28 protein-coding genes, 1 tRNA gene and 4 pseudogenes are annotated in these 23,904 nt (G+C 40.5%); 20 read left to right on the top strand and 13 right to left on the bottom strand.

The window, feature by feature from the left end; translation table 11 throughout:
• Positions 1-15: 15 nt before the first annotated feature.
• The 3 genes and pseudogenes from K6984_RS34490 to K6984_RS21320 form a co-directional block, all read right to left on the bottom strand.
• Complete coding sequence (locus tag K6984_RS34490; RefSeq protein WP_263458596.1) at positions 16-144, bottom strand: hypothetical protein; 129 nt, start codon at positions 142-144, stop codon at positions 16-18.
• Between the two features lie 22 nt (positions 145-166).
• A pseudogene (locus tag K6984_RS21325) lies at positions 167-373 on the bottom strand (IS6 family transposase); the annotation flags it as partial.
• A gap of 722 nt (positions 374-1,095) precedes the next feature.
• A complete protein-coding gene (locus K6984_RS21320) occupies positions 1,096-2,370 on the bottom strand; it encodes a hypothetical protein (RefSeq protein ID WP_221897325.1) in 1,275 nt (424 codons plus the stop codon).
• 43 nt (positions 2,371-2,413) lie between these two features.
• Here K6984_RS21320 and K6984_RS21315 point away from each other — a divergent pair, with 43 nt between their 5' ends.
• Complete coding sequence (locus K6984_RS21315) at positions 2,414-3,187, top strand: IS1 family transposase (protein WP_221894694.1); 774 nt, start codon at positions 2,414-2,416, stop codon at positions 3,185-3,187.
• On the opposite strand, the gene K6984_RS21310 is transcribed toward K6984_RS21315, so the two are convergent.
• Positions 3,134-3,691, bottom strand: a complete 558-nt coding sequence (locus K6984_RS21310) for a hypothetical protein (protein ID WP_221897324.1) — start codon at positions 3,689-3,691, stop codon at positions 3,134-3,136. The genes K6984_RS21315 and K6984_RS21310 overlap by 54 nt on opposite strands.
• A 204-nt stretch (positions 3,692-3,895) precedes the next feature.
• Between K6984_RS21310 and K6984_RS34485 the strand changes: the two genes are divergently transcribed.
• Complete coding sequence (locus K6984_RS34485; RefSeq protein ID WP_263458596.1) at positions 3,896-4,024, top strand: hypothetical protein; 129 nt, start codon at positions 3,896-3,898, stop codon at positions 4,022-4,024.
• A gap of 27 nt (positions 4,025-4,051) precedes the next feature.
• Positions 4,052-4,300 (top strand): hypothetical protein, encoded by a 249-nt coding sequence (locus K6984_RS21305; protein WP_221897323.1) that lies wholly within the window; start codon positions 4,052-4,054, stop codon positions 4,298-4,300.
• Positions 4,301-4,786: 486 nt separating this feature from the next.
• Here K6984_RS21305 and K6984_RS21300 read toward each other — a convergent pair whose 3' ends face one another.
• Positions 4,787-4,996 carry a hypothetical protein gene (locus K6984_RS21300; protein ID WP_221897322.1) on the bottom strand — a complete coding sequence of 70 codons (210 nt, stop codon included), beginning with the start codon at positions 4,994-4,996 and terminating at the stop codon, positions 4,787-4,789.
• Between K6984_RS21300 and K6984_RS21295 the strand changes: the two genes are divergently transcribed.
• From K6984_RS21295 to K6984_RS21285, 4 genes are all read left to right on the top strand, one after another.
• Positions 4,953-5,174, top strand: coding sequence for a hypothetical protein (locus K6984_RS21295; RefSeq protein ID WP_221897321.1), 222 nt, complete (start codon positions 4,953-4,955; stop codon positions 5,172-5,174). The two genes, K6984_RS21300 and K6984_RS21295, sit on opposite strands and share 44 nt — an antisense overlap.
• 300 nt (positions 5,175-5,474) lie before the next feature.
• Positions 5,475-5,879: a hypothetical protein gene (locus K6984_RS21290; protein ID WP_221897320.1), complete on the top strand. Its 405-nt coding sequence runs from the start codon at positions 5,475-5,477 to the stop codon at positions 5,877-5,879.
• Positions 5,880-6,508: 629 nt separating this feature from the next.
• A complete protein-coding gene (locus K6984_RS34480; protein WP_263458596.1) occupies positions 6,509-6,637 on the top strand; it encodes a hypothetical protein in 129 nt (42 codons plus the stop codon).
• 456 nt (positions 6,638-7,093) lie between these two features.
• Complete coding sequence (locus tag K6984_RS21285) at positions 7,094-7,849, top strand: virulence-associated E family protein (protein WP_221897319.1); 756 nt, start codon at positions 7,094-7,096, stop codon at positions 7,847-7,849.
• Between the two features lie 633 nt (positions 7,850-8,482).
• On the opposite strand, the gene K6984_RS21280 is transcribed toward K6984_RS21285, so the two are convergent.
• Positions 8,483-8,644 carry a hypothetical protein gene (locus K6984_RS21280; RefSeq protein WP_221897318.1) on the bottom strand — a complete coding sequence of 54 codons (162 nt, stop codon included), beginning with the start codon at positions 8,642-8,644 and terminating at the stop codon, positions 8,483-8,485.
• Between the two features lie 12 nt (positions 8,645-8,656).
• On the opposite strand from K6984_RS21280, the gene K6984_RS21275 reads away from it, so the two are divergent.
• Together K6984_RS21275 and K6984_RS21270 are read left to right on the top strand one after the other, a co-directional pair.
• Positions 8,657-8,806 carry a hypothetical protein gene (locus K6984_RS21275; protein ID WP_221897317.1) on the top strand — a complete coding sequence of 50 codons (150 nt, stop codon included), beginning with the start codon at positions 8,657-8,659 and terminating at the stop codon, positions 8,804-8,806.
• Between the two features lie 517 nt (positions 8,807-9,323).
• A pseudogene (locus K6984_RS21270) lies at positions 9,324-10,654 on the top strand (DEAD/DEAH box helicase family protein); the annotation flags it as partial.
• 57 nt (positions 10,655-10,711) lie between these two features.
• On the opposite strand, the gene K6984_RS21265 reads toward K6984_RS21270, so the two are convergent.
• Positions 10,712-11,380 carry an IS6 family transposase gene (locus tag K6984_RS21265; RefSeq protein ID WP_221897331.1) on the bottom strand — a complete coding sequence of 223 codons (669 nt, stop codon included), beginning with the start codon at positions 11,378-11,380 and terminating at the stop codon, positions 10,712-10,714.
• Here K6984_RS21265 and K6984_RS21260 point away from each other — a divergent pair.
• The 4 genes from K6984_RS21260 (at position 11,379) to K6984_RS21245 (ending at position 13,275) form a co-directional block, all read left to right on the top strand.
• Positions 11,379-11,660 (top strand): hypothetical protein, encoded by a 282-nt coding sequence (locus K6984_RS21260; RefSeq protein WP_221897316.1) that lies wholly within the window; start codon positions 11,379-11,381, stop codon positions 11,658-11,660. The two genes, K6984_RS21265 and K6984_RS21260, sit on opposite strands and share 2 nt — an antisense overlap.
• 64 nt (positions 11,661-11,724) lie before the next feature.
• Positions 11,725-11,799 (top strand) — tRNA-Met (locus tag K6984_RS21255).
• Between the two features lie 179 nt (positions 11,800-11,978).
• The gene (locus tag K6984_RS21250; RefSeq protein WP_221897315.1) at positions 11,979-12,230 is read left to right on the top strand and encodes a helix-turn-helix domain-containing protein; all 252 of its coding nucleotides are present in this window, start codon (positions 11,979-11,981) and stop codon (positions 12,228-12,230) included.
• Complete coding sequence (locus K6984_RS21245; RefSeq protein ID WP_221897314.1) at positions 12,223-13,275, top strand: restriction endonuclease; 1,053 nt, start codon at positions 12,223-12,225, stop codon at positions 13,273-13,275. Before K6984_RS21250 ends, K6984_RS21245 begins: the two co-directional genes overlap by 8 nt.
• Here K6984_RS21245 and K6984_RS21240 read toward each other — a convergent pair.
• The 3 genes from K6984_RS21240 to K6984_RS31520 all read right to left on the bottom strand — a co-directional run bounded on the left by K6984_RS21240 (position 13,255) and on the right by K6984_RS31520 (position 16,355).
• Positions 13,255-14,997 carry an Eco57I restriction-modification methylase domain-containing protein gene (locus K6984_RS21240; RefSeq protein ID WP_221897313.1) on the bottom strand — a complete coding sequence of 581 codons (1,743 nt, stop codon included), beginning with the start codon at positions 14,995-14,997 and terminating at the stop codon, positions 13,255-13,257. The two genes, K6984_RS21245 and K6984_RS21240, sit on opposite strands and share 21 nt — an antisense overlap.
• A 193-nt stretch (positions 14,998-15,190) precedes the next feature.
• Positions 15,191-15,907: an ISAzo13 family transposase gene (locus tag K6984_RS21235; protein ID WP_230988228.1), complete on the bottom strand. Its 717-nt coding sequence runs from the start codon at positions 15,905-15,907 to the stop codon at positions 15,191-15,193.
• A complete protein-coding gene (locus K6984_RS31520; RefSeq protein ID WP_230988227.1) occupies positions 15,804-16,355 on the bottom strand; it encodes an ISAzo13-like element transposase-related protein in 552 nt (183 codons plus the stop codon). The genes K6984_RS21235 and K6984_RS31520 overlap by 104 nt, the downstream gene beginning before the upstream one ends.
• Positions 16,356-16,713: 358 nt before the next feature.
• Here K6984_RS31520 and K6984_RS21225 point away from each other — a divergent pair, with 358 nt between their 5' ends.
• The gene (locus K6984_RS21225) at positions 16,714-17,424 is read left to right on the top strand and encodes a hypothetical protein (RefSeq protein ID WP_221897311.1); all 711 of its coding nucleotides are present in this window, start codon (positions 16,714-16,716) and stop codon (positions 17,422-17,424) included.
• 363 nt (positions 17,425-17,787) lie between these two features.
• On the opposite strand, the gene K6984_RS34475 is transcribed toward K6984_RS21225, so the two are convergent.
• The 3 genes from K6984_RS34475 to K6984_RS21215 form a co-directional block, all read right to left on the bottom strand.
• On the bottom strand, positions 17,788-17,913 hold the full coding sequence (locus K6984_RS34475) for a hypothetical protein (RefSeq protein ID WP_263458613.1): 126 nt from the start codon (positions 17,911-17,913) through the stop codon (positions 17,788-17,790).
• Between the two features lie 157 nt (positions 17,914-18,070).
• Entirely contained in the window at positions 18,071-18,715 is a 645-nt protein-coding gene (locus tag K6984_RS21220) for a hypothetical protein (RefSeq protein ID WP_087871031.1), read from the bottom strand.
• The gene (locus tag K6984_RS21215; RefSeq protein WP_087871030.1) at positions 18,715-19,359 is read right to left on the bottom strand and encodes an AAA family ATPase; all 645 of its coding nucleotides are present in this window, start codon (positions 19,357-19,359) and stop codon (positions 18,715-18,717) included. The genes K6984_RS21220 and K6984_RS21215 overlap by 1 nt, the downstream gene beginning before the upstream one ends.
• 460 nt (positions 19,360-19,819) lie before the next feature.
• On the opposite strand from K6984_RS21215, the pseudogene K6984_RS21210 reads away from it, so the two are divergent.
• The 6 genes and pseudogenes from K6984_RS21210 to K6984_RS36465 form a co-directional block, all read left to right on the top strand.
• Positions 19,820-20,311 (top strand): annotated as a pseudogene (locus K6984_RS21210) (IS30 family transposase); the annotation flags it as partial.
• Positions 20,312-20,432: 121 nt separating this feature from the next.
• Entirely contained in the window at positions 20,433-20,558 is a 126-nt protein-coding gene (locus tag K6984_RS34470) for a hypothetical protein (RefSeq protein WP_263458829.1), read from the top strand.
• Positions 20,559-21,022: 464 nt separating this feature from the next.
• The gene (locus K6984_RS21205; protein ID WP_221894003.1) at positions 21,023-22,321 is read left to right on the top strand and encodes a transposase; all 1,299 of its coding nucleotides are present in this window, start codon (positions 21,023-21,025) and stop codon (positions 22,319-22,321) included.
• A 236-nt stretch (positions 22,322-22,557) separates the two neighbouring features.
• Complete coding sequence (locus tag K6984_RS36470) at positions 22,558-23,358, top strand: BT4734/BF3469 family protein (protein WP_221897309.1); 801 nt, start codon at positions 22,558-22,560, stop codon at positions 23,356-23,358.
• A complete protein-coding gene (locus tag K6984_RS21195; RefSeq protein ID WP_221897308.1) occupies positions 23,240-23,542 on the top strand; it encodes a hypothetical protein in 303 nt (100 codons plus the stop codon). The genes K6984_RS36470 and K6984_RS21195 overlap by 119 nt, the downstream gene beginning before the upstream one ends.
• A 218-nt stretch (positions 23,543-23,760) precedes the next feature.
• A pseudogene (locus K6984_RS36465) lies at positions 23,761-23,865 on the top strand (IS1 family transposase); the annotation flags it as partial.
• Positions 23,866-23,904 lie beyond the last annotated feature (39 nt).

Genomic DNA, 23,904 nt, shown 5'->3' with positions numbered 1-23,904 from the left:
CAAGTCATTTGGAGCCTATGTTCCGACCCCTTGTTGGGTCGGGACGAGGTGACGAGGACGAATCGGGGCCGCCGGAGGCATAAGTGGTCGCGTTAAGTTTTTGCTGCTTGCTTGGGCTGGGATGCCCAAAACAAGCTTTCGCAAAAATAGCGACTCCCCGATTATTGGTTTCTCGTTTCTGAGATTTAGCGTTTACAGCAATGTCAGGAGAATAACGGATAACCCAACGGTTGAGCGTAGCATGATCCACTTCAACACCTCTTTCTTCCATAATTTCTTCAAGGTCGCGATACGAAACGCCATACCTGACATAAAAGAAAACAGCATAAAGAATGACATCTTTTGGAAAGTGAGTGCCTTTGAAGCTGAGCATGGGATCCACCTTTTATTGAAATTGAGAATTATGATAGCAGATAACGTCGGGAAGGGGGATTTATGCGACAGAACCACCTATTTTCATTTGTTTACTTCTTTAACATGGGTTTTATTAACGATAACACATGATATGTTTTTTAACAGCCTTTTTTAACGCTATTTGCGTAGAATCAGGGCAAAATGAAGGTGATTATTGGTGCTAAGTAGGGTGTTAAAAATACACTTGTTTTTTTAACATAACTATTGGAGCAATCAGTCATTAATAATCTGTTGATTTGCTGGCTATTTTCTTTTGTGCAAATCAATATTTTTGTTTTTGGATTTCCTGAAAATCAATATCGTTTTTTTTGATTCGACCCCCGCCCCCCCTATAGGTAACCCTGAATGTTTAAAGAGAAAAAAAAATAAAAAAAGATTCAGGATTTTCCGTGCTAGTCATTTTTTCTATCATTTTTTGTGACAGAACCCAATAGAACTGCTCAATGTAAGATCACGGCTAGGACGCAACACAAAATACTTGCCGCCACTTCTTGATGAAATAGTATCCATCGGAGCAACTGTCCACTTCCATAGAGTTAACAGGTTTTAAAGTGGGAGAGTGAATTTCAGAGTCGAAATCTATTACGAAATCCTAAGCCTATTACTCGATGTTCAAGTTTTTTAACTGATTGATTTTATTGACAATTTTACTGACAAAGAAAGCATCAACATCATTGTAAATCAATCACTTATAAAACAAAGCCGGAAAAATTTACTTTTCTTAGCCCAGTTATAGCTGAAAACTTGAACATCGAGTATTAAAAACAAAAGTACAGACGATAGCACGCCCTGAAGTAGGCTAAAGAAATAGACCACGTCCGGTATTATTGTTTCGCATGGAAATAACTTATCAAGAATACCAATTGTGATGCTACGTCCGGCAGGGACGAATGAAAATACCTGAGATAAAGAATACAAGAGCCCGTAACAGAAAGGAAAATAATCTAAGCTAGACTCATAAGCATAAATACACGCACAGACAATAGTTAGTACAATAAGCGAGAGCACGGGGCGTATAATACTCTGGCCATAGAGACATGCTATATCAAAAAGTATGTCCAGCAACATATGAGGTGTTTTACCCTTAATAAGTTTAGTATTATAGCGTTTGGCTCGCATTTCTATAACATGAAAATCCAGTGCCTGTTGGTGGTTTTTATTAGCCTCTGCAAGTTCTTTTAGGCGACATAAACGTCCTCCATCACTTTTATCGAAATTACCCTTCGGAGGATAATTATCCGATATTTCCATCCTATCTAGAGATACTTGATTGGTTAACTTTGTATTGGTTAAATCTGGTATGCAGTTAAATATATTGTCTGGCATATCCAAAGATTTATTAAAAATACTGTTCCGTAAAGAGAAACTAGACAATTTCTTTACATCTTGTAATTCTCTAAAACTGATATTTCCTTTAAATTCACAGGAATCAAAAAACACGTTTCCTTCGCCAAACTTAGCATCTTTGAAATTCACGTCTCCATCTCCGAAGCTAGATTTATAAAAATTCACTGTACCCTTTCCAAACTTAGCGTGCTCGAAGTCCACCGCACCCTTTCCAAACGTGACCTCCTTGAAAGTCACCACTCCATTAATCGTATTTGTATTGGTTTTACAAAAATCAACGTCACAGAAACATACGCCTCGATCACCGAATTCTGCTTTATCAAAAGTAACTTTCCTATTACCAAGTTCAGCACTGGTGAAATCCACTCTGCCATTACCGAATTTAGCATCACTGAAATTCACTTGGCCATTACCGAATTTAGCATTACTGAAACTCACCTCACCCTCGCCAAAAACTACTTCACTAAAAGAGATATCTCCATTGACTACCTCAGAATATCTGAATGACACCCCCCCCTTACCGAATGTAGCACGATCGAAAAAAACAGTAGCATTCTGTCCTAACTGTGTGTTCAAAAAAGGGTAGTGGGTTAAACCTGTGTTTAGCATGAGAGCAATAGAATAAGAAAGTGATTTATTGCATAATTCCCTCATGAAATATTATCAAGAAATCACCTGCCCTAACTGTACTAATTCCAACCTGATGAAATCAGGTAGTAGCGATCGTGGTGTGCAGCGATATCGTTGCCAGACCACAGCTTGCTCAACCAACACCTTCATGTTGGAATATTGTTATAAAGCATGTGAATTTGGAACCAAAGAACACGTTGTCGAAATGGCTATCAATAGTAGTGGCACTCGAGACACGGCTAGGGTTCTTAAAATCAATAAAAATACGGTGACTCGTACTTTAAAAAACAAAGAAAACAGTCTTGTTCAAGTGAACCCTCTTTTTCAGACCTTTGATCAAGGGAAACCATTGGAAGTCAGACTAGAACAGGTCTGCTGTGATGAAGCCGAAATGGATGAACAGTGGTCTTTTGTAGGAAATAAAAGCAATCAACGCTGGCTATGGCATGCTGTTGATCATAAAACCAACACGGTACTCGCTTATGTTTTTGGCAAGCGTAAGGACATTGTTTTCAAAGAATTAAAAGCGTTACTTTTGCCTTTAAATATCAGTCGTTATTACACCGATGACTGGGGCGCTTATGAACGTCATCTCGATGCTGAGAAACATGAAATAGGTAAGAAAAACACCCAAAAAATTGAACGTAAAAACTTGAATTTTAGAGCATGGATAAAACGATTAACTCGTCGAACAATCTGCTTCTCTAAGTTAGAGAAAATGCATGATATTGTGATTGGTCTGTTAATAAATAAGGTGGAATTTGGCAGGGATATTCATGCAAAAACACAGATTTAACCCACTACCCAAAAAAGATATGTTACCCTCGCCAAAAGTGGCACCAGTAAAATTCACACTACTCTGATCAGAACACTCCTCCTTTTCGCCAAATATTGCTCTGTTGAAATTCACGTCGCCTTTTCCAAACTTTGCATCCCAGAAATTCACGTCTCCTTTGCCAAAGTTCGCATCCGAGAAATCCACATTTCCTTTTTTTGGAAACTTATAACCTGAGAAGTCAAAAGGCTTTCCTTCTTGCCTGTACATTTCGTCAACATCTTTCCGGTGCTCTGGAAAATCGACACCTGAAAAGTCCACTTCCGTATCATCGCCATGTTTTTCAACATAAGCATTCCATCTTTCTTTACCTGCTAAGAATTCATCGAAGGCTTCTTGGTCATTCCCAGATATAGTCTTTTTATCTTTATAGTTAGTGTTCATAGCTAATCTTCCTATTTTTTGTTTTTCACGTGCGCGTACAAGTAAAATTAGCTCCTGTAATGCTCGCAGCCCGCATTCCACAAATTCTTAGGTGTACCGTTCGTGTGGAGAATATATTGGCTCCCTACGGGACGTATTGATAAAGCATGGATAACGAAAAGATGTTACCCACACCTTACCAACACTAGCCAACACATTCTCCACAATCACTATCAATCACAGCAATATGGTTTCTCTTAAACCGCGCTCCGCGCATCAAAAATAATCATCGGGGAGTCGCTATTTTTGCGAAAGCTTGTTTTGGGCATCCCAGCCCAAGCAAGCAGCAAAAACTTAACGCGACCACTTATGCCTCCGGCGGCCCCGATTCGTCCTCGTCACCTCGTCCCGACCCAACAAGGGGTCGGAACATAGGCTCCAAATGACTTGACGCCGTGTCGGATGGCCTTTTATTTTGTCTCCACCTTCGCTAACGCTCAGACTCCGACAAAACAACGACCCTACGGCTATCGCGGACTAAAAATCATCACTTCGCTTAGGCTACGTTTCCCTGATTTTCAGCGATTGTTTTTTTTAAAGAATAAAGAGATAGATAGTACAGCCATGAGACCCCTAGGGCAGGCGGGCAAAATCCCTTTCACAGCTCCCCCTCCGAAAAACTGCTTAAAAAAACAGAGAATATCAGCTTGAGTTTCTGTGTATCTTGGAATCGTGTTACTCGAGCTTTCAAATCCCTTTCACAACCGTTACGCTCTGCGCGTTACCAGATATATAAAATATCCGCCCCTGCTCCAAACGCGCCACCTTTTGCACTATAAAATTCAAATATCGCAATCAAAACGGCTATAAGCTTGCGACTTCTACTTTATACAAAAAATGCCTTATGGGTTACCTTAGCAAAGCCCTTGATCGGCAACGCTGTCCTGACCTATCCCAAAACATCTTGAGTCCAAAATAGGGGCTGAGCTTGTAAAGAAGAGAGAGAAAACTTGAAATGCTTAATAAATGAGAGACTAATTAAGATATAATTAGTATTCGTTTGATTGCAAGAGTGTGTCTCTTACTTTCAAGCTGTGGTGAGTGACTCCAATCACTCATACACAACCTTTAATAAAGGCAAAAAAACCTAAGCACTTAAAAATGCTTGGGTTTTTTTTTGCCTTTAAGCCCTAAACTTTAAAAGTTAGGGGGCTTGTTTCTAAACCTGAAAGAGGAAATATCAGATTTTATTACCAATAACTTTAACTCATACAAGCAAGACATAGCAAGTTTACAGGCGCGCCATGCTACCTCACGAAATTCCGGGACTCCTGTCGCCATAATTCGTTCACCTACGCAGCGGATGGGAGATGCCCTGAACGCCCTGCGTCCGCAACGACTACGCACAAAAGCCGCTTCGTCATTACTACCTCACTGGCTGGACGGCTATTCGGAATGCAATTCTTGCTCCTCTCGCGTGCTGCTAGCACACGTCGAATCAGCGAACTGCCCTGTCGCCTATCAGGGGCTAAAAATCACCACTTCGCTAAGCTCCGTTTCCATGATTTTCAGCGGCTGTAGTTAAGACTTCTAATAAGTCCTTTAGAGATTTGTTCTTGGCTCGTCATCCCCCTAAGTTCATGAAACATGGGGACGTTCTGTCATCGCTGTTCATTTACTAAATAAAGGGCTGTGATGACCAAGTTTTAGTTCTATCGCAAAAAAAAAGAATGAGACATTATTACCTCCCCTCTTGGGTATGCCGCTCACTCTCGCTTTACATCCCAACAGGTGTTCTTGGTGGCTTTGTCGTACAGACTTAATTGTGCCGTAAGGTTCAGTTGTTAGTTTATTACAGAGCAAGGGCCTACACCCCACGTATTCATTGAAAAAGGGGACAGATAAACTATCTCAAACAAACAACAATGTTTCTCTGTCCCCTTCCCCAGAAAACACGGGAATATCACTACAGCGTTATGATGCGAAACGAATAAAAGCCGCTATCGACTATTTGCAAGCCAATTATCAGGAGGCACACGCCGCGGGGCTAGGCAATTTCAAGGCTGTTAATCGAAAGTTAGACACACGTACATTAGGACAATTTTTAAAGAGATTCGGGCTGAAACATAAGCGCGTAGGCAAAAACCTCGCAGGGTATTACCAGATAACTGAGGACTCATTAATTCAAATGCAGGATATTAATAAACGCCGTAAAGCAAAGAAAATCAGTGCCTTTAATCGGGCGTGGGAGTGGCATAACCACAAAGAACAAACAAAGATGGCTGCCTAAAAAAGGCATCGAAAGTTTCAGAACTAATATGAAGGGACAATGAAGATAGCCCCTAAAGACCGGACTTATGCCACTAGCCAAATGATAATATTTTATTCAGTTATGAGTTTATTACAGGGCAAGGGGATACAGCCCCCGTATTCATTGAAAAGGGACAGATAAACTGTTTATATAACACAACCTATTTATCTGTCCTCTTTTTCCTCAAACACGTGGGCATCACTACCCAGAGGAGCCAGCACATGAGAAGCCAACAACACAACCCGAGGCTGGCTTGGATGAAGAGCAGCTTTCGAGTTATGCCTTTAAGGAGATTTGGGCAGGAGGTGAACTACAGCCTGCGTAGTAAACTCTAAAAATGGAATAGGTAGATGTTAAACCACCTATTCCATCCTCATAAATGTGGAGGTATGAAAAGCGACAGAACTTAGATTAATAAATAAATTAACACTGCAAAGGATATAGAGAAATGGACAAAAAAACACCCCTGCTGCACCCCGGGGAACGTGGAGAGCTTGAAGGGCTGATGAAACACTTTGGCGTGGATGCCCGTTATGATGAAATGTTGAACGCACCTGCAATTAAAGGCGTTCCCGGCGTAGAAGGGAATGATCGGGGAGTCGCTATTTTTGCGAAAGCTTGTTTTGGGCATCCCAGCCCAAGCAAGCAGCAAAAACTTAACGCGACCACTTATGCCTCCGGCGGCCCCGATTCGTCCTCGTCACCTCGTCCCGACCCAACAAGGGGTCGGAACATAGGCTCCAAATGACTTGACGCCGTGTCGGATGGCCTTTTATTTTGTCTCCACCTTCGCTAACGCTCAGACTCCGACAAAATAACGGCCCTACGGCTATCGCGGACTAAAAATCATCACTTCGCTTAGGCTCCGTTTCCCTGATTTTCAGCGATTGAAAGACTTGGTAGCGTACACCAAAGTTATTTGCAGGAACTACAAGCTTAGCAGGACGATTGTTGATGAACAGTTAGGATCTATCATTGAAAGCAATGTTATTAATCCCGTTAGAGATTGGCTTACAGGCATTACACGCACCAAGACAAATAACCCAGTCCATGAACTTGTAGATAACTTGCCAGTGAAAGATAAGGAATGGGTTAAGGTCGCCATGTATAGATGGCTAATACAATGCTGTGCGGCCGCTGATATGGCAAAGCATGAAGGATAGCATCCAGATGCTATCCCCAAATATGAATGTGTGCTGGTGCTAGGTGGAGATCAAGGACTCCATAAAACTTCATTTATTAAATACCTACTCCCTGCGGCACTTCATAAATACATAAAAGACTCTGTTCGCCTAGATACAAAAGACCGGGATTCTATGCTTAATATTCTTAGGTGCTGGATACCTGAACTTGCAGGCCTAGACCCTGCGTTGAAGAAGAAAGGGCTGCCCGAGTTAAAAGGTTTTTTGGCAAAAGAGGTGGATGAAATAAGATTAACGTACGCTAGGAAACCTACAGTCATACGTAGGCATGTATCGTGTATGACTTCTGTTGAGGGAGAATATCCACCCAAAGGTGCTAGGTGGGATAGAAGGCTTCTACCCGTTATTGCTAAAGGTCGGTTAGATTATCCACGCGTTTCTAATTTTGATTATACAGACTTGTGGGCGTTTATCTGGCATGCCTATACACATGGGGCGCAATGGTGGCTTACGCCCGAAGAAGAGGCTCTACGTGCGGAAATCTTAGGTTATCCTGACAATAGGTCATTGAAAGATATAGTTTTGGAGGTATTTGAGTTTACTGATGACAAAACGGGTGAGGTACTTAGTAATAGAACAATTAAAATGACTAACTCCGAGATAATCAATGAGCTGCCTGAGAGTATAATAACTAACAGGTCGAACCAGATGGCTGTAAAAAAAGTGTTAAAGGGGCTTAATGTGAAGCACAATAGGAGGGCTTATTTTATGCCGCCTTTAAGTAAAGCTGATAGCTCAACCCATTAGAGTCAGATTCCCTTGTATTTTTTTATATAAGGGAATCTTCATATATCGAGTATACGCTAAAAAAGTTACTTTCCCCTAGGGCTGAGAGTCTGCTAAATTAAAGGTCTACTCAAATTGCTCTGATGAACAAGCGATTGGTTATATTACAGTTTAAGAGATTGCAGTAATTAAACCCAAAGGGAATCTATGGTTCCCCTCAGCCATGATAATTTATCCTAATTGAGCAAGAAATTGATTTCATTCACGTTTAATAATTAGTTGAAATGAAGTCATACGCGTGTTATCCCCAAAGAGGAGTAACTATAAAACCCTAAATTGTAAATGTAATGATTTCGTATAAATATCCATAGGTTGTACATGACAGTAACCCTAGTCTTTGATTATAAAATGATTATAGATATAGTACAATCTATATTATATTGTACACTAAATAGCGTTTTATTATGAAGTTTAAAAAGTTACTTCCTCCCTAGGGTAAAGAGTCCCCAGAATACTGTTGCTTGTTGCAATAAGCCAACCCTTTATTTTGAAATGGTTTACCGCTTAATCTTTGTTTTCTGTAACAGCTATAACAAACCACATACCACACACCCAAATTAGTCAATCGCTTATTGGGGGGGACATGTAAGCCCCTTAAAGACCCACAAAAACCTTTAACGGGTATGTATGATAGGGGTTACAGGCGCGCCATGCTACCTCACGAAATTCCGGGACTCCTGTCGCCGTAATTCGTTCACCTACGCAGCGAATAGGAGATGCTCCAGCCGCCCTGCGTCCGCCACAGACTGAGCACAAAGCAGCTCAGTCATGGCTACCACAAATGGCTCTACGGCTATTCGGGATAAAATTTTAGCCTCCCTCGCGCGCTATCGCGCACTTCGGATTGGCAAATTTCCCTGCGCCTTCTGGAGACTATCAGCCCGTCCGGGGCTGACAGCGGCTGTTAAAACGCCTTAGCGAAGAGCTGGCTCGCCATGTGTACTGTGAGTTATCCTTTTTAGAGTACTCGGATTCAATTGTAAAAACATCAGGCGCGTCCAAGATAGAAAATTCCAGATACGATAAAAAAAGTTACTTACCCCCTGGGCGAAGAATAAAAACAGGTTCATAACCAGGTTTACACAAATACGTATCTTTTGCGACAGAACCCGCCTGTGTGCTTTAATCCGCTGGGATAGATCGTGCCAATTCTAGGAGTCTCTGTTTCACCCCCTCATCCTTAGCCCCGTTTTTCTCAGCATACAGTACGTACTTTTTTGAATCCGTTGCCCAAGAGACTAAAGATACAGCTGCCCCTGAATTACTCACATTAACTAGATATGTCGCGGGTATACCGTTAACATCCTCATTAATTAACTCCTGAGTCATTTGTATGCGACCTCTACTCGTAATATAATCAACTTCCCTCAGTTTCACTACTCCCAAATCATCGAATTTATAAAAACGGGATATATTCGTCCATTTCCCGTCATGATTTGAGGTTATTAACCAGTTACAAATTAACACCGATAACAGCCACCACCGTTACGATGTAATATTACTCATCAATGGCATTCCTGTCGCGCAAATTGAGTTAAAAAGCCACCAGATCGTTACCCGACGAGCCATGGAGCAAATTGTTAACTACAAAAACGATTCCGGCAATGGCTATGGCAATACCATTATGTGCTTTATGCAGCTATTTATTGTCAGTAATGAATATAGTACTTACTACTTTGCTAATAACCGCAATGAACACTTTAGTTTTAATGCAGATGAACGATTCCTACCTATTTATCAGTGGGCAGATAAAGATAATAATAAAATTACTCACCTACACGCCTTTGCCAAAGACTTTTTAGCTAAATGTACTTTAGGCCAGAATATCAGCCGCTACATGGTACTTGTGGCGTCAGAAAGAAAGCTGATGATGATGCGTCCATATCAAATATATGCGGTTAAAGCCATCGTTGACTGCATTCAACAAAACCGTGGCAATGGTTATATTTGGCACACCACCGGATCAGGTAAAACACTAACATCCTTTAAAGCGGCCACGCTACTTAAAGATAATCCAGATATTGAAAAATGCTTATTTGTGGTTGATCGAAAGGATTTAGATCGCCAAACCCGTGAAGAATTTAATAAGTTCCAAGAAGGTTGTGTAGAAGAAAACACCAATACTGAAACGCTTGTTCGTCGTATGCTATCTGATGACTACGCCGATAAGGTCATCGTTACGACCATTCAAAAACTGGGGTTAGCACTGGACGAAAATAGCAAGCGCAATAAAAGCAGGCTTAAAGAGGGAAAAAAACCTACAAAGAACGTTTAGCCTCCCTACGAAACAAGCGTGTCGTGTTTATCTTTGACGAATGCCACCGTTCGCAATTCGGTGAAAACCATAAATCCATTAAAGAATTCTTCCCCAAAGCACAGCTGTTTGGATTTACTGGAACACCCATTTTTGATGAGAACTCAAGCTACACACAAGTGGATGGTACAGACGGATCATTTAAAACGACCGAAAATCTCTTTGAAAAAGAACTGCATGCCTACACCATTACCAATGCCATTGACGATAGAAACGTACTCAGCTTTCATATTGATTATTTTGGCGAAGGAAAGAAGGGTAAAGAACAAAAAAAAGGTGAGACCCTACCCTATCACGCGGTGGTAAAAAAGATATTGGCAAAGCACGATGCAGCAACCAATCACCGCCGCTTTAATGCAGTGCTGGCAACAGCCTCTATTAACCACGCAATAGACTATGTTGAAGAATTCAGAATTCAACAAGAACAAAAGCAAGTTGAAGATCAGGACTTTACGCGGTTCTGTCGCAATAATTATCAAAAGCGCAGACCTACTGGTCTTCAGGCATAACTATCCTGCTAAAGCCATAAACTGCTTATAAGCAGGAATACTTTCCTCAGACAACTGTCCCTTTCGGATCATATGTGCCGTTTCAATTCCATCAATGGTTGCTTGAGCGGAGTGAAACGCTTTAAAGCCCGTCATCGGTTTTGTTATTTTTTTGATAAATCGATGATCCTGTTCGATGATGTTATTCAAATATTTAACCTGTAATATGTCGATCATAGTGGCAAACCCAGCGAGGATTAACAAGAGGTTAATATTGGCTAATCCTGCATAGTTAGCGCCACTTTTATCCATAACGACCTTATCAGGAAAGCCATTATTGTTAATCGTTTGTTTAAAAAATGCGGTTGCAGCCTCTTCATCACGGCGCTCAGAAAGCATAAAATCAAGCGTATCCCCGTGACTATCAACAGCTCGGTATAAATAGGTCCACTGCCCCTTCACTTTGATATACGTTTCATCCATGCGCCACGATTTATTGGTTTCTCGTTTCTGAGATTTAGCTTTTACAGCAATGGCATGCGAATAATGGATAACCCAACGATTGAGCGTAGCATGATCCACTTCAACACCTCTTTCTTCCATGATTTCTTCAAGGTCGCGATACGAAATGCCATACCTGACATAAAAGAAAACAGCATAGAGCCGCCGAATTAAGGAAGGCGAATAAATGTCATATACACGGGACTACGAAACCAAAGGCCAGCCGATTATTAGGTTAGGCGGTTCTATTGGCGCGGTGAATGCCACAACGGAAAACTTCAATATGACCGCCGAGCAAATCATGAAAGACGAGGACTTTATAGACCGCAACAATGCCGAAAGCGGCGTTTTCTGCCTTGTGCCGGATGAATTGACATTCCTTTTTAAAATTCCTTCCCTGCCCTATTCAGCCGCCTTTTTTAGCGGGGTTATTTTATTTTATTCGATTTTTGTTTTTCTATTAACTTGACAAAAAACCTGAAAATTGGCCATATACGCCATCGATTATTAATCGACCCTGTATTCTTCTTTATGGCGGTGTAGCTCAGGGGTTAGAGCAGTGGAATCATAATCCATGTGTCGGGTGTTCAAATCACCCACCGCTACCAATAATGCATCATTAAAAACAATATCTTATATAAAATCCATTGCGGCGCCCGTCCCATTTTCGTCGAGTGAGGAAAGAAATAAGTATTTGAATCGATAAAAAAGCTACCTATAGTGTGTAGACTTATAATCATCTTGTGCCACATTTAACCTTTATTATTACTGATAATGTTAAGGGATTATGGTAGAAAAAGAGCTAAGAAAACCCAGTCAAGAGATTACACAAATCCTTGCGGATAACATCCGTACTTTCAGAAAATCTAAACATTTATCTCAAGAAGAACTTGCCGATATGTGCGAACTTCACAGAACCTATATTGGTTCTGTAGAAAGAGGTGAGCGCAACGTCACTCTTAGTACTTTGGAAGCATTGTCAACAACTCTTGGTGTCAGTGTTCCAGAATTATTGACTAGGAGAGCAATCAATGATTGATGGATTAATTACCCCTGAAAAGTATGTAGAGGCCATACGTAATAGCGGCCTTACTATTTATGATCATATTGATATTGGCGATCATAACCTCTGGATACCAGTTCCAGAACTAGAATTTTTACTCAATAAAGGACTTATTGGATTTTCCCTTGCTGGTTTGCCACTAAGAACACGATCTAAGGTAGTAAAGGAAGAAGTTTGTAAGGCTCTCGGTTATCCTGTTCCCTCTTCCTTTAAGAAAACCCAGCCACGGTTCTCAGGGCAAATGTTCGACACATACGTTCAAAAGTCTAATAATCTGCAAGTTTGGAATGAAGAACTTTCACCCACGCGACGATATGTCATTATCCGAGTAAATGATGATGACTTGATAACAAAAGTCAAAGTTGTTACTGGTGATACTCTGTCTATGCTAGACACAACAGGAACACTTACACAGAAGTATCAGGCGAGGCTTATACTAAACGATACAAATGAAGAGCTAATTGTCGATGAAGATACCAATGTTATCAAACCTTTTGTACGCCCCGATGTTGATCTTACGAATAATATTAGTCCAGTAAGTTATCCTACTATCAATCAGTTACTTCCGATTGAAACAATATTTGAGAAACTTAAAATTCTTATTGGGATGTCTTTCCCTGACAAAGGGCATGATCAGGAAAGAAACCGTGGCGCAGATTTGCATAGGCTTATTTGTGAGCATCTTGGGTATTCTGATTACCGAGATGATGGACAATTCCCCGATGTACGACACCAATTACTTGAAGTAAAACTACAAACATCACCAACTATTGATCTTGGTCTTGTTTGTCCAGACAGTACGGAAGCACTAAGCGTTCCTAATATTGGCGGGAAACAAATTCGCCATTGTGATGTGCGATATGCTTTATTCTATGCAGAAACAGACGGACAACATGTATGTCTTACACATTTTTTCTTAACTACTGGTGAGAGTTTTTTCCCCCGTTTTACTCAATTTCAGGGAAAAATTCTTAATAAAAAACTTCAAATACCTTTACCCTCAGACTTTTTCGAAGATTAACCCAAACGCATCCCATATCATGTGGTCTAGCTCTTTCTGGTGCTTATTTATATCTGGCGAAGATACATTATCGTAAATATACTTCGCCTTTGTAATGATTGCTTGTCCAATAGTGGTTTGAGGATCAGGAACTGGAAATTGTTCAACATATTGCGTTATAAAACGCCGCCTACCTGCATAGAGCTTGTTATTGAAACTATAATCGTAGAAACGCTCAATAAAGGTTGAGTTTCCGACAGCTACGGCCAGCCATAGCAAGTCTGTTTGCGATGAGTTTTTACATATCAACCAATAACAGTCCCCATTTACAATAGAACCATCTAGGTCAATCCAAAAGATAGGTTCTTCTGAAATATCTCGAAAAACCAGCTTCGGTTGTTTCCATGCTTCAGGGTCTTGTGGTACCCATATTTCATACCATTCTCTGCCTGCTTCAATAACATATTTTCGTTTCTCTAAAATATTTCTGTGTTTCTCAAGGTACGCTCTGCTTTTTGGATATTCACTTAAATCTATTGCACACCTATTGCCTTGTCTTACCTCCTGTGGATACAGAATTTTTTTTGGCTTATCTGGTAAAACCTTAAAACGCCTCGCTATATGATGTGTTATAAGTGTTTTAATGAGTTCTGGGCGTTCTTTTTCTTGCATTTCGTTCCAGTCAGAACGGATAAAAACCTTGTCTGCGCATGTTTTGACACCAACACGCACCTTTCCTATATCTCTAAATGTGCCCCAACTATTTTCTTTAACTATTGATAACCAAGTATCGACCTCTTTTGTGGAAATGCGCCACACACCATCAATAGTGCCGCTTGTATTTAACTCCCCGTGTTGTATATCAAAACATCGCCCATCCTCTATTGCAACAACGCCATCCTTTGACAATGCGTCTATTGGATCAACCGTAACAGTGGTGGCTTTCTTTGTTGTTTGGTAAATAGACGTAAACTTCGGTGTCTCTAACTTATGGCCATTTTTTCCTTCTAGTAGAAGCACAGCAGGCAGCACAGCAGCATCAAAGAGCTTAGTATCCCCTAAATCCCATACATGCTTAATATTAAATTGGGTTAAGAGGGCTTTGCGAACTGATGCACCTGATTTTGTTGTCATGAAACGGTTAGAGACGATAATTCCTGCTGTCCCACAGGGTTTGAGAATTCTCGCCATTCCTAAAAGAAAAGGATGATAAAGATCAACTCGGCCAGATAGGCCAAATTGATCCGCAAGCATTTGAGCTTGTTTACTTCCCATAATTTGTGTTCGGACATAAGGAGGATTAGCAATTATGAGGTCATATTTTTCAGGTTTTTCTTCTCTGAATAGACCAATATTTTCTTCGCAGCCGTGATGTTCAAGGACAAACTCCAAGAAATTATGTAGTTTAAAATTTAATTGTACGTCAGGAAATGCTTGCTTAATTCGCTTTTTTGCTAAGTTAAGTGCGATTTCATTGGTTTCAAAACCATACACCTCAAGATTTACTCCATCTTGTTGTAATAACCGCCCAATCAGATGAAGTAATAATTCACCATCACCAATCGCAGGGTCTAAAACCCTCAGAGTTTTATTGGTTGGTAATATCCTTGTATTATTAACTATTTTCTCTGCCACAAAATCCGCAAATATTGCTGGCGTGTATGTAGCCCCCTCTGACTTTTCCTTAGTACTGTCTTCGTACCTGTTCTTTAAAAGTGGCTGTGCGGAAGTTTGTGTTTGCATGGTTAAGCTCAAATAATAAGTGTTTAGTGCTACTTATAGTCGTCTTTATATAAACGGAAGTCAACAGTTTGTTGAGGAAAAATGGCTTTTATTGAGGTATGATCGAAAGTGTAAAGGTTATAGGGGTATTGTACATAAACGGCATATTATTCGCTAAGGAACGTGCATGAAATAACTTGAGCAACTTCTAAAATCAATTTTCAGGAACAGTGACATAATTCCACTGGCCAAGAAACTCATCAAATATAATAGTCATTGATTCTTTAAACCCTTTCGCCACCTTTCTACCCGTTTCATAAATTCTATTTAAAATAGAGGCAAAGACTTTTAAACCTTTCTTTGTTGTCGTTTCTATCAATTCTTTTGTGAGTTGATGGCTTGTTAATACGACACCTTGCAAAGCGCGAGTGATATGAGGAAAGGCCTTATGTTCCACCGGGTTCCATTTGGAAGTATAGGGTGGATAATGTGCAACACGTATTTCAACGCCAATTTCTGTTGCTAAGGCTTGTAGATCTTGCTTGAAAATATAGTGACGGGATGAATTACTACCGCCACCATCCATCAGCATTAAAATGGAAGTCGCATTAGCATAGTATAAGATGCCGTAGTTGTACCACCAATGCCGAAGCGAGTCACAGGCAAATTCACTGGTATCACGACTTGTCCCGACAGTGACATAAGCCTCATTGCGGGCTTGATCATAAACTGTATGGGGTACAGCAACCCCTTCGGCTAATGAAGGAAAATCATGATCATAAACCTCAATAGTTTCAGTGGTATATATTTTACCTTCACGAGACAAATTACCTACGCTGAAAATCAGGGAAACGGAGCTTAGCGAAGTGGTGATTTTTAGTCCCTGATAGGCGACAGGGCAATTCGCTGATTCGACGTGTGCTAGCAGCACGCGAGAGGAGCAAGAATTGCATTCCGAATAGCCGTCCAGCCAGTGAGGTAGTAATGACGAAGCGGCTTTTGTGCGTAGTCGTTGCGGACGCAGGGCGTTCAGGGCATCTCCCATCCGCTGCGTAGGTGAACGAATTATGGCGACAGGAGTCCCAGAATTTCGTGAGGTAGCATGGCGCGCCTGTTTTTTCTTTTTTATTGGTATCCACACTGAGGATAGGATTGCCCTCAGCAGTATAGATATCTTTTAATTCGGCAATACGCTCAAATTGAGAATTACGATCCACATGTCCGCCACCCGCTTTATTTTTTAACGGTTTGCGCTTCACATAGCCATTGTTTTTCAATAGTTTTCTAACAACATTGCGGCTCACTTTAAAGCCTTCACGAGCTAATAAATAACTCATATTAGCGCGTGTTAAGTTCGTCCATTTTTGTGTTTCATCCATTGGGTTACCAGCGGTATGCTCTTTTATCAAACACAGAAAAACCTCATTGATGTCAGGCTCTTTATCAAGGATAGCCTTTCGACCACCGCCCTTTTTTCGGTTGCGAATTCGAGGAAGTATTTCTTCTGCACCCAGTTCTTCTAGCCCGTGTTTAATAGTATTACGCGAGCAATTAAAAAGCTTAGCGATATAAGTGACACCACCGTAAGCTAGTTTTAAGGCTTCAATACCGGCATATAAGCGTTTATGTTTCTCTAGCAGACGGTTGTATAGTTCTTGCATCTGCGTTTCTATCTTTTGTGGGTATGCTTCAATCATTTTGCAATTCTATACGCATCTTGTTTTTTCATAAACATTTTTGCGTAGTCTGGGCGTTTTTTTCAATACTTGCTCAAGTTATTTCGTGCACGTTCCTAAACAAAAACTGGAACCTATATTTTTACAAGCGAAAACGATTTTGGAACAGGCGCATATTTCAGAAGGAAATATTCGATTTTACAGCGATATGTTCCAAAACTACCGAACCTCGCAGTTGAAACAATTTACACCGGCTAAGGCCAGTATTTATATTGTCTCATTTCTCTGTCAACGTTATGGCCACATCAATGATAATTTGACTAACGGTTTTTATCGAGGGATCAGAAAGTACGAACAGAGCGCAAGCCAATATAGCGATACACAAATAGCCAAAGAAGCTAATCGGCTGAGCAAACAGATTAAGAAAGTATCGGATGTTTTACATGTTCTGGCCAACAGCGCTAATGATGAGACTATGCTGGCAAAGGCCTTGCTCAAGAATATTTACAAGATATTACCTCAATCAGATTTAGCATCCGTCGCTGATTTTATGGCTAAAGTTGAACTGGATAAGAAACAATTTATCTGGCAATACTATCGTCAAAATAAGGTCACTATTAGACGTAATTTAAGGCGCCTGTTTTTGACTCTAGAATTTGAAATAGACAAAGCTCATTTTGAACTAGCTAATCAAATCATTTTGGCAAAACAAGAACTCCGTCAATGTGGGGAAATAAAAACGGTTCTGTCGCAAAAACAAATGTTTGTGTAAAAAATCAACTGTTACCTGTTTTTATGGGACAAATGGATAAAACACCATGCAGGAGAAAAATCTTATCAGCCCATCATTAAAATTACGATAATCTAGTGGTAAAGCCAAGTACCATGTTGCATTCAGGAAAATAATAACTTGAAAAATAGCACCATTTTTAATTAAACATGCGAACCTTCTTTGGACGAAATTAAGTCTTATGATCGTAGGTAATAGGGTGATTTTGTTTTTTGCGACAGAACCCCCACAGGACGCTTCTTTTTGTGAAATTTTTTCGCTTAAAATCAGGGAAACGGAGCCTAAGCGGAGTGATGATTTTTAGTCCCTGGTAGGCGACAGGGCAATTCGCTGATCCGAAGTGCGCTAGTAGCGCGCGAGGGAGGCAAGAATTGCATTCCGAATAGCCGTCCAGCCATTTGAGGTAGTCTTAACGGAGCAGGGTTTTGTGCGTAGTTGAGACGGACGCAGGGCGACCAGGGCATCTCCCATTCGCTGCGTAGGCGAATGAATGTTGGTGACAGGAGTCCCAGAATGTTGTGAGGTAGCATGGCGCGCCTATTCTCACTGATTGAGTCATACCATCCACTACGCGAATATCAGACACCTTTAAAGCTCAGCGCACCTTTTACTCTCTGGGTATATCGTTCTATCTAATTTTTAATATACGTAATGCTTCTTCAAGAACCGCCGTAATAAACGCGTCTGACTTACCTATGAAAGTTTTTTCTAAAAGGTTAGAGACAAAAGCAAGAACATCATTATCTAACTTACTGTTATTTTTGTTTTTCTTTGTTTTAACCGTCTTACTAAGGTTGCTTTTATATCCATTGATAATTTCTTTAATTTCTTCTAGTTTGAGATCTTTTTCTTTTATATCATCATAAATTTTTGGAGCTATGTCTTTATTACCAGGGGCGGCCAAAAGGTATCCCGCAGATACAGGGATACCATCAAGCGATCTTCCTTCATTAAAAAATTTAGCTAGATTTATTAATTTACCTGTATTACTGCTGTTTAGTTCCGTAAAGTTTACGGAAAGCCATTTACCAAAATCTATGTTTGACTGGAACCTATTTCTAGCTTCAAGTAAAATTTGACCTTTGAATAACTGGCTTTGGTGATCTATATCATGATACCTACTCGCAAGTTCATCTAACGTTAAATCCTTTAACAACCCAGAATCAAATGGGTTCACTGAAGGTGGAATATAATTCTCCGAATTAGCAATAAATTCTTGAGTAGTTTCCGGGATTTCTCCAGCAATTGTTCTTGAAATTTTACCAATGGCCATTAAATTAACACCTCATTCATTAGCTCTATGAATTGAGAAACTGCTTTCTCATTTGATGTTTCTGTTACCCCTTGTCCAGTACAGCTAATATCTGCCCAAATTTTTCTTGTTGTAATAAACCCTCTAGCTAAAGATACATAGTCATATTTAGAAATTAGATCTGTAATTGCCTCTCTTGCTTCATCAGTATCTTTTATTCGTGGGTTGGAATTGACCCCAGTTAAAACAATAATTGCTTTAAGTTTTTCATTTTGAACCTTTGCTTCCTCTATAGACCTTAATGACTGATTTAATGTCATTAAACTTATATTAGAAGGAAATACAGGGATAATAACCACATCACTAACTAATAGAGCGTAACGCCCACTAACATCATTCTTTCCACCACAATCACAAATTAAATGGTCATATTTAGAAGATAACTCTTTCAACGATGAATAAACTGTTGACCCAGATTTCTCTACTGTAGGAACAGATACCAATGTTGGATCAGAGTCTCTATATTCCATCCAAATAACAGCAGATTTCTGTGAATCTAAATCACAAAGTAAAACATCCACCCCTTTATTTTTTAAATAAATAGCAGTAGAAACTGCCATACTGGTTTTGGTAGATGATTTTGTAGCAAAAATTGTAGTGATCATAACTATAAAAAATCGATGAAGTAAAAATTGGTTAACTCTAAGTGAGCCGTAATAATTGGATTTATCACTAGAATAAATGGCGATTATAAGTCGTTTTTTGATTAGTCAATCACCCTAATCTATGAATAGGTTTAACGCTAAAATACCACTTAATTATTAACGATGAGTTACGGAATAAAGTTTAATTCCCTATCCTTTTTTTAGGCTATGTCACCGTTAAGCATCTACTTTAATGCATCCTTCAGCCCAGCCATGACGCATGAAATAAAACCCGCATAAAAAGCCATTTTATATTTCAATACCTTCGCCAAAATGAAAATACACTCATTTTTATGAATTTTACAGCCTATAAGCGATTGATTTATATAGGTCTTAGATTCAACTAACAAGTGCAATTCATTTTTAAGAGACTGAGAGGGCCAGCTGATGTATAGTTCAGGCTTTTTCAATCCGACCAAAGATGAGGAAGCATATGAATCAATACAAGCAACTGACCGAAGGACAACGATACCAGATTTCAGCCTTATTGAAAGTAGAAACCCTTCAAAAAGACATAGCCCTAATTCTTGGCGTGTCACCGCCAACGATCAGCCGTGAACTTGACCGTAATACAGGGAAACGTGGATACCGCCCTAAACAAGCCCACATCAAGGCCGAGAGGCGTAGGCAAGCAACAGAAAGATCGATTAAAATGACCGTAGAGGTGGTCAATTTAATTGAAACCGGGATACGGCTGGATTGGAGTCCCGAACAAGTGTCTGGCTGGTTAGAAAAAGAAGAGAATATTCGTATTAGTCATGAGCGAATTTATCAACATGTCTGGGCTGATAAACGCCAGGGTGGTGAGTTATATAAGCATCTGAGACAAAGTCACAAGAAGCGTAAGAAGAAATACGGGGCAAAGGATAAGCGAGGTCAAATAAGAAACCGGGTCAGTATTGAGGAGCGACCCGAGGTCGTCGAAACCAAGACACGGATCGGCGACAGGGAGATTGATACAGTCACAGGCGCGCCATGCTACCTCACAACATTCTGGGACTCCTGTCACCAACATTCATTCGCCTACGCAGCGAATGGGAGATGCCCTGGTCGCCCTGCGTCCGTCTCAACTACTCACAAAACCCTGCTCCGTTAAGACTACCTCAAATGGCTGGACGGCTATTCGGAATGCAATTCTTGCCTACCTCGCGCGCTACTAGCGCACTTCGGATCAGCGAATTGCCCTGTCGCCTACCAGGGACTAAATATCATCACTCCGCTTAGGCTCCGTTTCCCTGATTTTAAGCGACTGTAAATAAATGAACATACAAGCAACAAGAATCAATCAACCCACCAATTCACACAACAAAGGAGGTGCAAAATGGACAACTAATAAAAGAGCTAATAAGTACAAAAAAGTCAATAAATACAAAACGATTTACTACTAATTTCATCAGTGTTCCCATTGAAAGAAGAAGTACCTAAACAAAGCAGCCTATAACCTACCTGAAGGTAGCACCACTCGAATATTTCCATCTTTTTGATTTTAATCACTTATAACAGCAAATAGACACTCTGTAGGCACCGTAAAAAAACAACAAATAATTTCAAATAAAGCTTGCAATTGCCGAAAAAATTTTTCTAAAAATTTCCGTTTTAATCACCTCATAAACGGATATCACCCATGCTTAAAGACCTACCACTCTCTGAACATATTCACCAACACTGCAATGAAAGTATGGAACGTGCCCTGTTAGCAGAGCGTCATCCTTTGTGGGCTCGTTCATGCCCAGAGTTGAAGGATATCGACTTTATTCGCCTTGGGTTATTACGCTGTATCAGTGTAGTCGATAGTGGTCGCCATTTCCTCCAAACCAATGAACAGATTTATGGCCAGCTGCTTCCCCACTCAACGTATTTTAAATCACTGAAGTCGCATAGACGAACAAGTATGCTTGAGGCATTTGAACAGCAGAGCTACCATCTTCACTCTGAAACACTGCTATCGCAAGGCATTGATTATCTTAAAGCATTCCCAGAACTTGACGAATACACCATAGAAGCAGCGGATGGACATTTTATTGATCATGCCTGCCATACTGAAAAAAACAGCAAGGGGAAAGTTTATGCGGCCGGGGGGATTTACGCGTTGAATCTCAGAAGTGGGTTGCTCAGATTTCTTTGTCTGGTGACAAACGGAACTCAGAGGCATCAAGAAATACCTGTGTTACGAGATCATATTGAAAAGCAAAACAAGGGAAATAACAGCTCTCAGAAACATCTCTATGTCTACGATAAAGCCGTCACCGACTTTGTCTGGTGGGATCGGCAGAAACGACATGCTAATTACATGATTTCAATGCTAAAAGAAAATTCAATTGCGACTCTGGTTGAGTCTATCCCTTTTGACTCCCGCCATGAGATCAATACAGGGGTTGAAGCATACAGTGTGTACGAAAACAAGGGCATCAAATTTAACGTGGTGGATTACCGTGATCCAGAAACCGGAAAACTTCACCGGTTTGTGACAACCTTGCCAATGACTATTAACCCTGGAACCATTGCCATGCTGTATTTCAAGCGATGGACGATTGAAAAGACATTCAATAACACTAAAAGTAATTTCAAGGAAACTAAAGCTTGGTCTTCCAATACCCGCTCACTTGAAAATCAAATGCGCCTGACTGCAATGAGCTATAATTTAATGCGCGTATTTGAAGAGATTTCAAAAACACAACAGCCAGAATTGATTCATCCATCGGATAAAAAATATAGCGAGGCTCTGGAGATTAGGCAGCAACAGGCCCAAAAACGAGATCGTTTTGTGAATCCATTATTTTTCCAGGCAAGAATATCTCGTATCAGCTCGTATACCATTCGGGCAGTTCAAAACGCAATAATAACAGGAATGTCTTTACAGTGCTTTATGAGCTCTCTTGTGGCGAGGTTAGTTTCACGGCCTCAATTGATAGGGGAACACTGATGACTAATTTACAAAACTAAACATACACCTAGCATGATTTAGTAAAGTAGATTATATCATTTTGTATTTATTTATCAAAGAATTGCACCCTATCAAAGAGAACTAAAAGGGTGGTTTCTTACATAAAGATATATAAATCAATTAAATGATATGTTAAATAATTCCAATAAAATAGAAATAAACACGCCTGCCTTGGATACTAAACAAGCAAAAGCAGAGCAACTCCCCCCCCAGTCATGGCTAGATATGCCCATCACATGGCAGACCAGCCGAGGGATACCTGCACCATAAGAGAAGCGTTAGAGGCTATTAAAACGGGTAGTCAGGAAGTATTTAATGCCCGTGATGCTTTATCTCGTGGTAACAAGGGGACTTATGACGATATAAAAGGAGGGTTGGAGGACTACACCTTTTCAGGAGTGTTTCTTGGCGAAAGGACAAGGGAATGCTTTAATCCTGATAGTTGCACAAATACATTCTTGGTTGATATAGACAACCTTCCCATTAATGACGTAGAAACCATAAAAGATAGGATAGCTAGCCATGAGTGTGTGCGCTTTGTCTTTATATCACCTAGTGGGAATGGGCTTAAAGTCGGGCTACATGTGCCCACCTATAGAAATGACGCAGAATTTAAAGTCATATTCGAGCATGTAGAAAAGTTGTTCAAAGAACAGTTTAATGTACCGATAGATAGAGCCTGTAAGGATATAAACAGGTTTTGTTATACTTCATTCGATGAAAATATTTACATCAAGGAGGATGCTTCAATGCTGGATATTGACGTAACCCCAAAGCTAGCCAATGAATCCCAGTTTGATGCTCAATTTGAGACTGTACCTGCTGATACACCCCCAAAAGACCCAATAAATGAGAAAGCCAAAGAAAGGTACATTTTAAAGCGGGGAGTCGCTATTTTTGCGAAAGCTTGTTTTGGGCATCCCTGCCCAAGCAAGCGGCAAAAACTTAACGCGACCGCTAATGCCTTCGGCGCCCCAGACGTCCTGCGTACGTGCCACTTCGCCACACCATCGTAAACTCGGTGCTGGCTACGTAGCACTCCCTCAAATGACTGGACGGCGTTTCGGAATGTCTTTTATTTTGTCTACACCTACGCTAGCGCTACGATTCCGACAAAACAACGGCCCTACGCCTTCTGGGGACTACCAGCCCTCGCGTTCGCTCTCCATGGCTGGCAGCGAGGGGTTAGTGATGAACTAACCATACTTGGGAGCGCAAAAGATGGGGAAAGGAATACCCAGCTTAATAAGTCAGCGTTTAATATCTTTTCGCTACTCTATGCGAATGGTTATGGGCACTTATATGACAGTTACAGACATGATTTATTAACCACAGCCAAACAGATAGGACTGGAAGATAACGAGGCTAATTCCACCATTGAAAGTGCATTCAAGAACAAACACAAATCAGACAGAACCTTAACGCGTCGAACAATCTGTTTTTCCAAAATAGAACAAATGCATGATATTGTCATTGGACTATTAATTAATAAAGTCGAATTTGGACGAGATATTCATGCCTAATAACAGATTTAACCCACCACCGGTTAGTTCTTGCTGGCT

Source organism: Bathymodiolus japonicus methanotrophic gill symbiont (assembly GCF_019721995.1).
In the GTDB taxonomy this organism is placed as follows: Bacteria; Pseudomonadota; Gammaproteobacteria; order Methylococcales; family Methylomonadaceae; genus Methyloprofundus.
The sequence above is the reverse complement of the archived record's forward strand: the minus strand, read 5'-3'. Positions and strand labels throughout refer to the sequence as shown.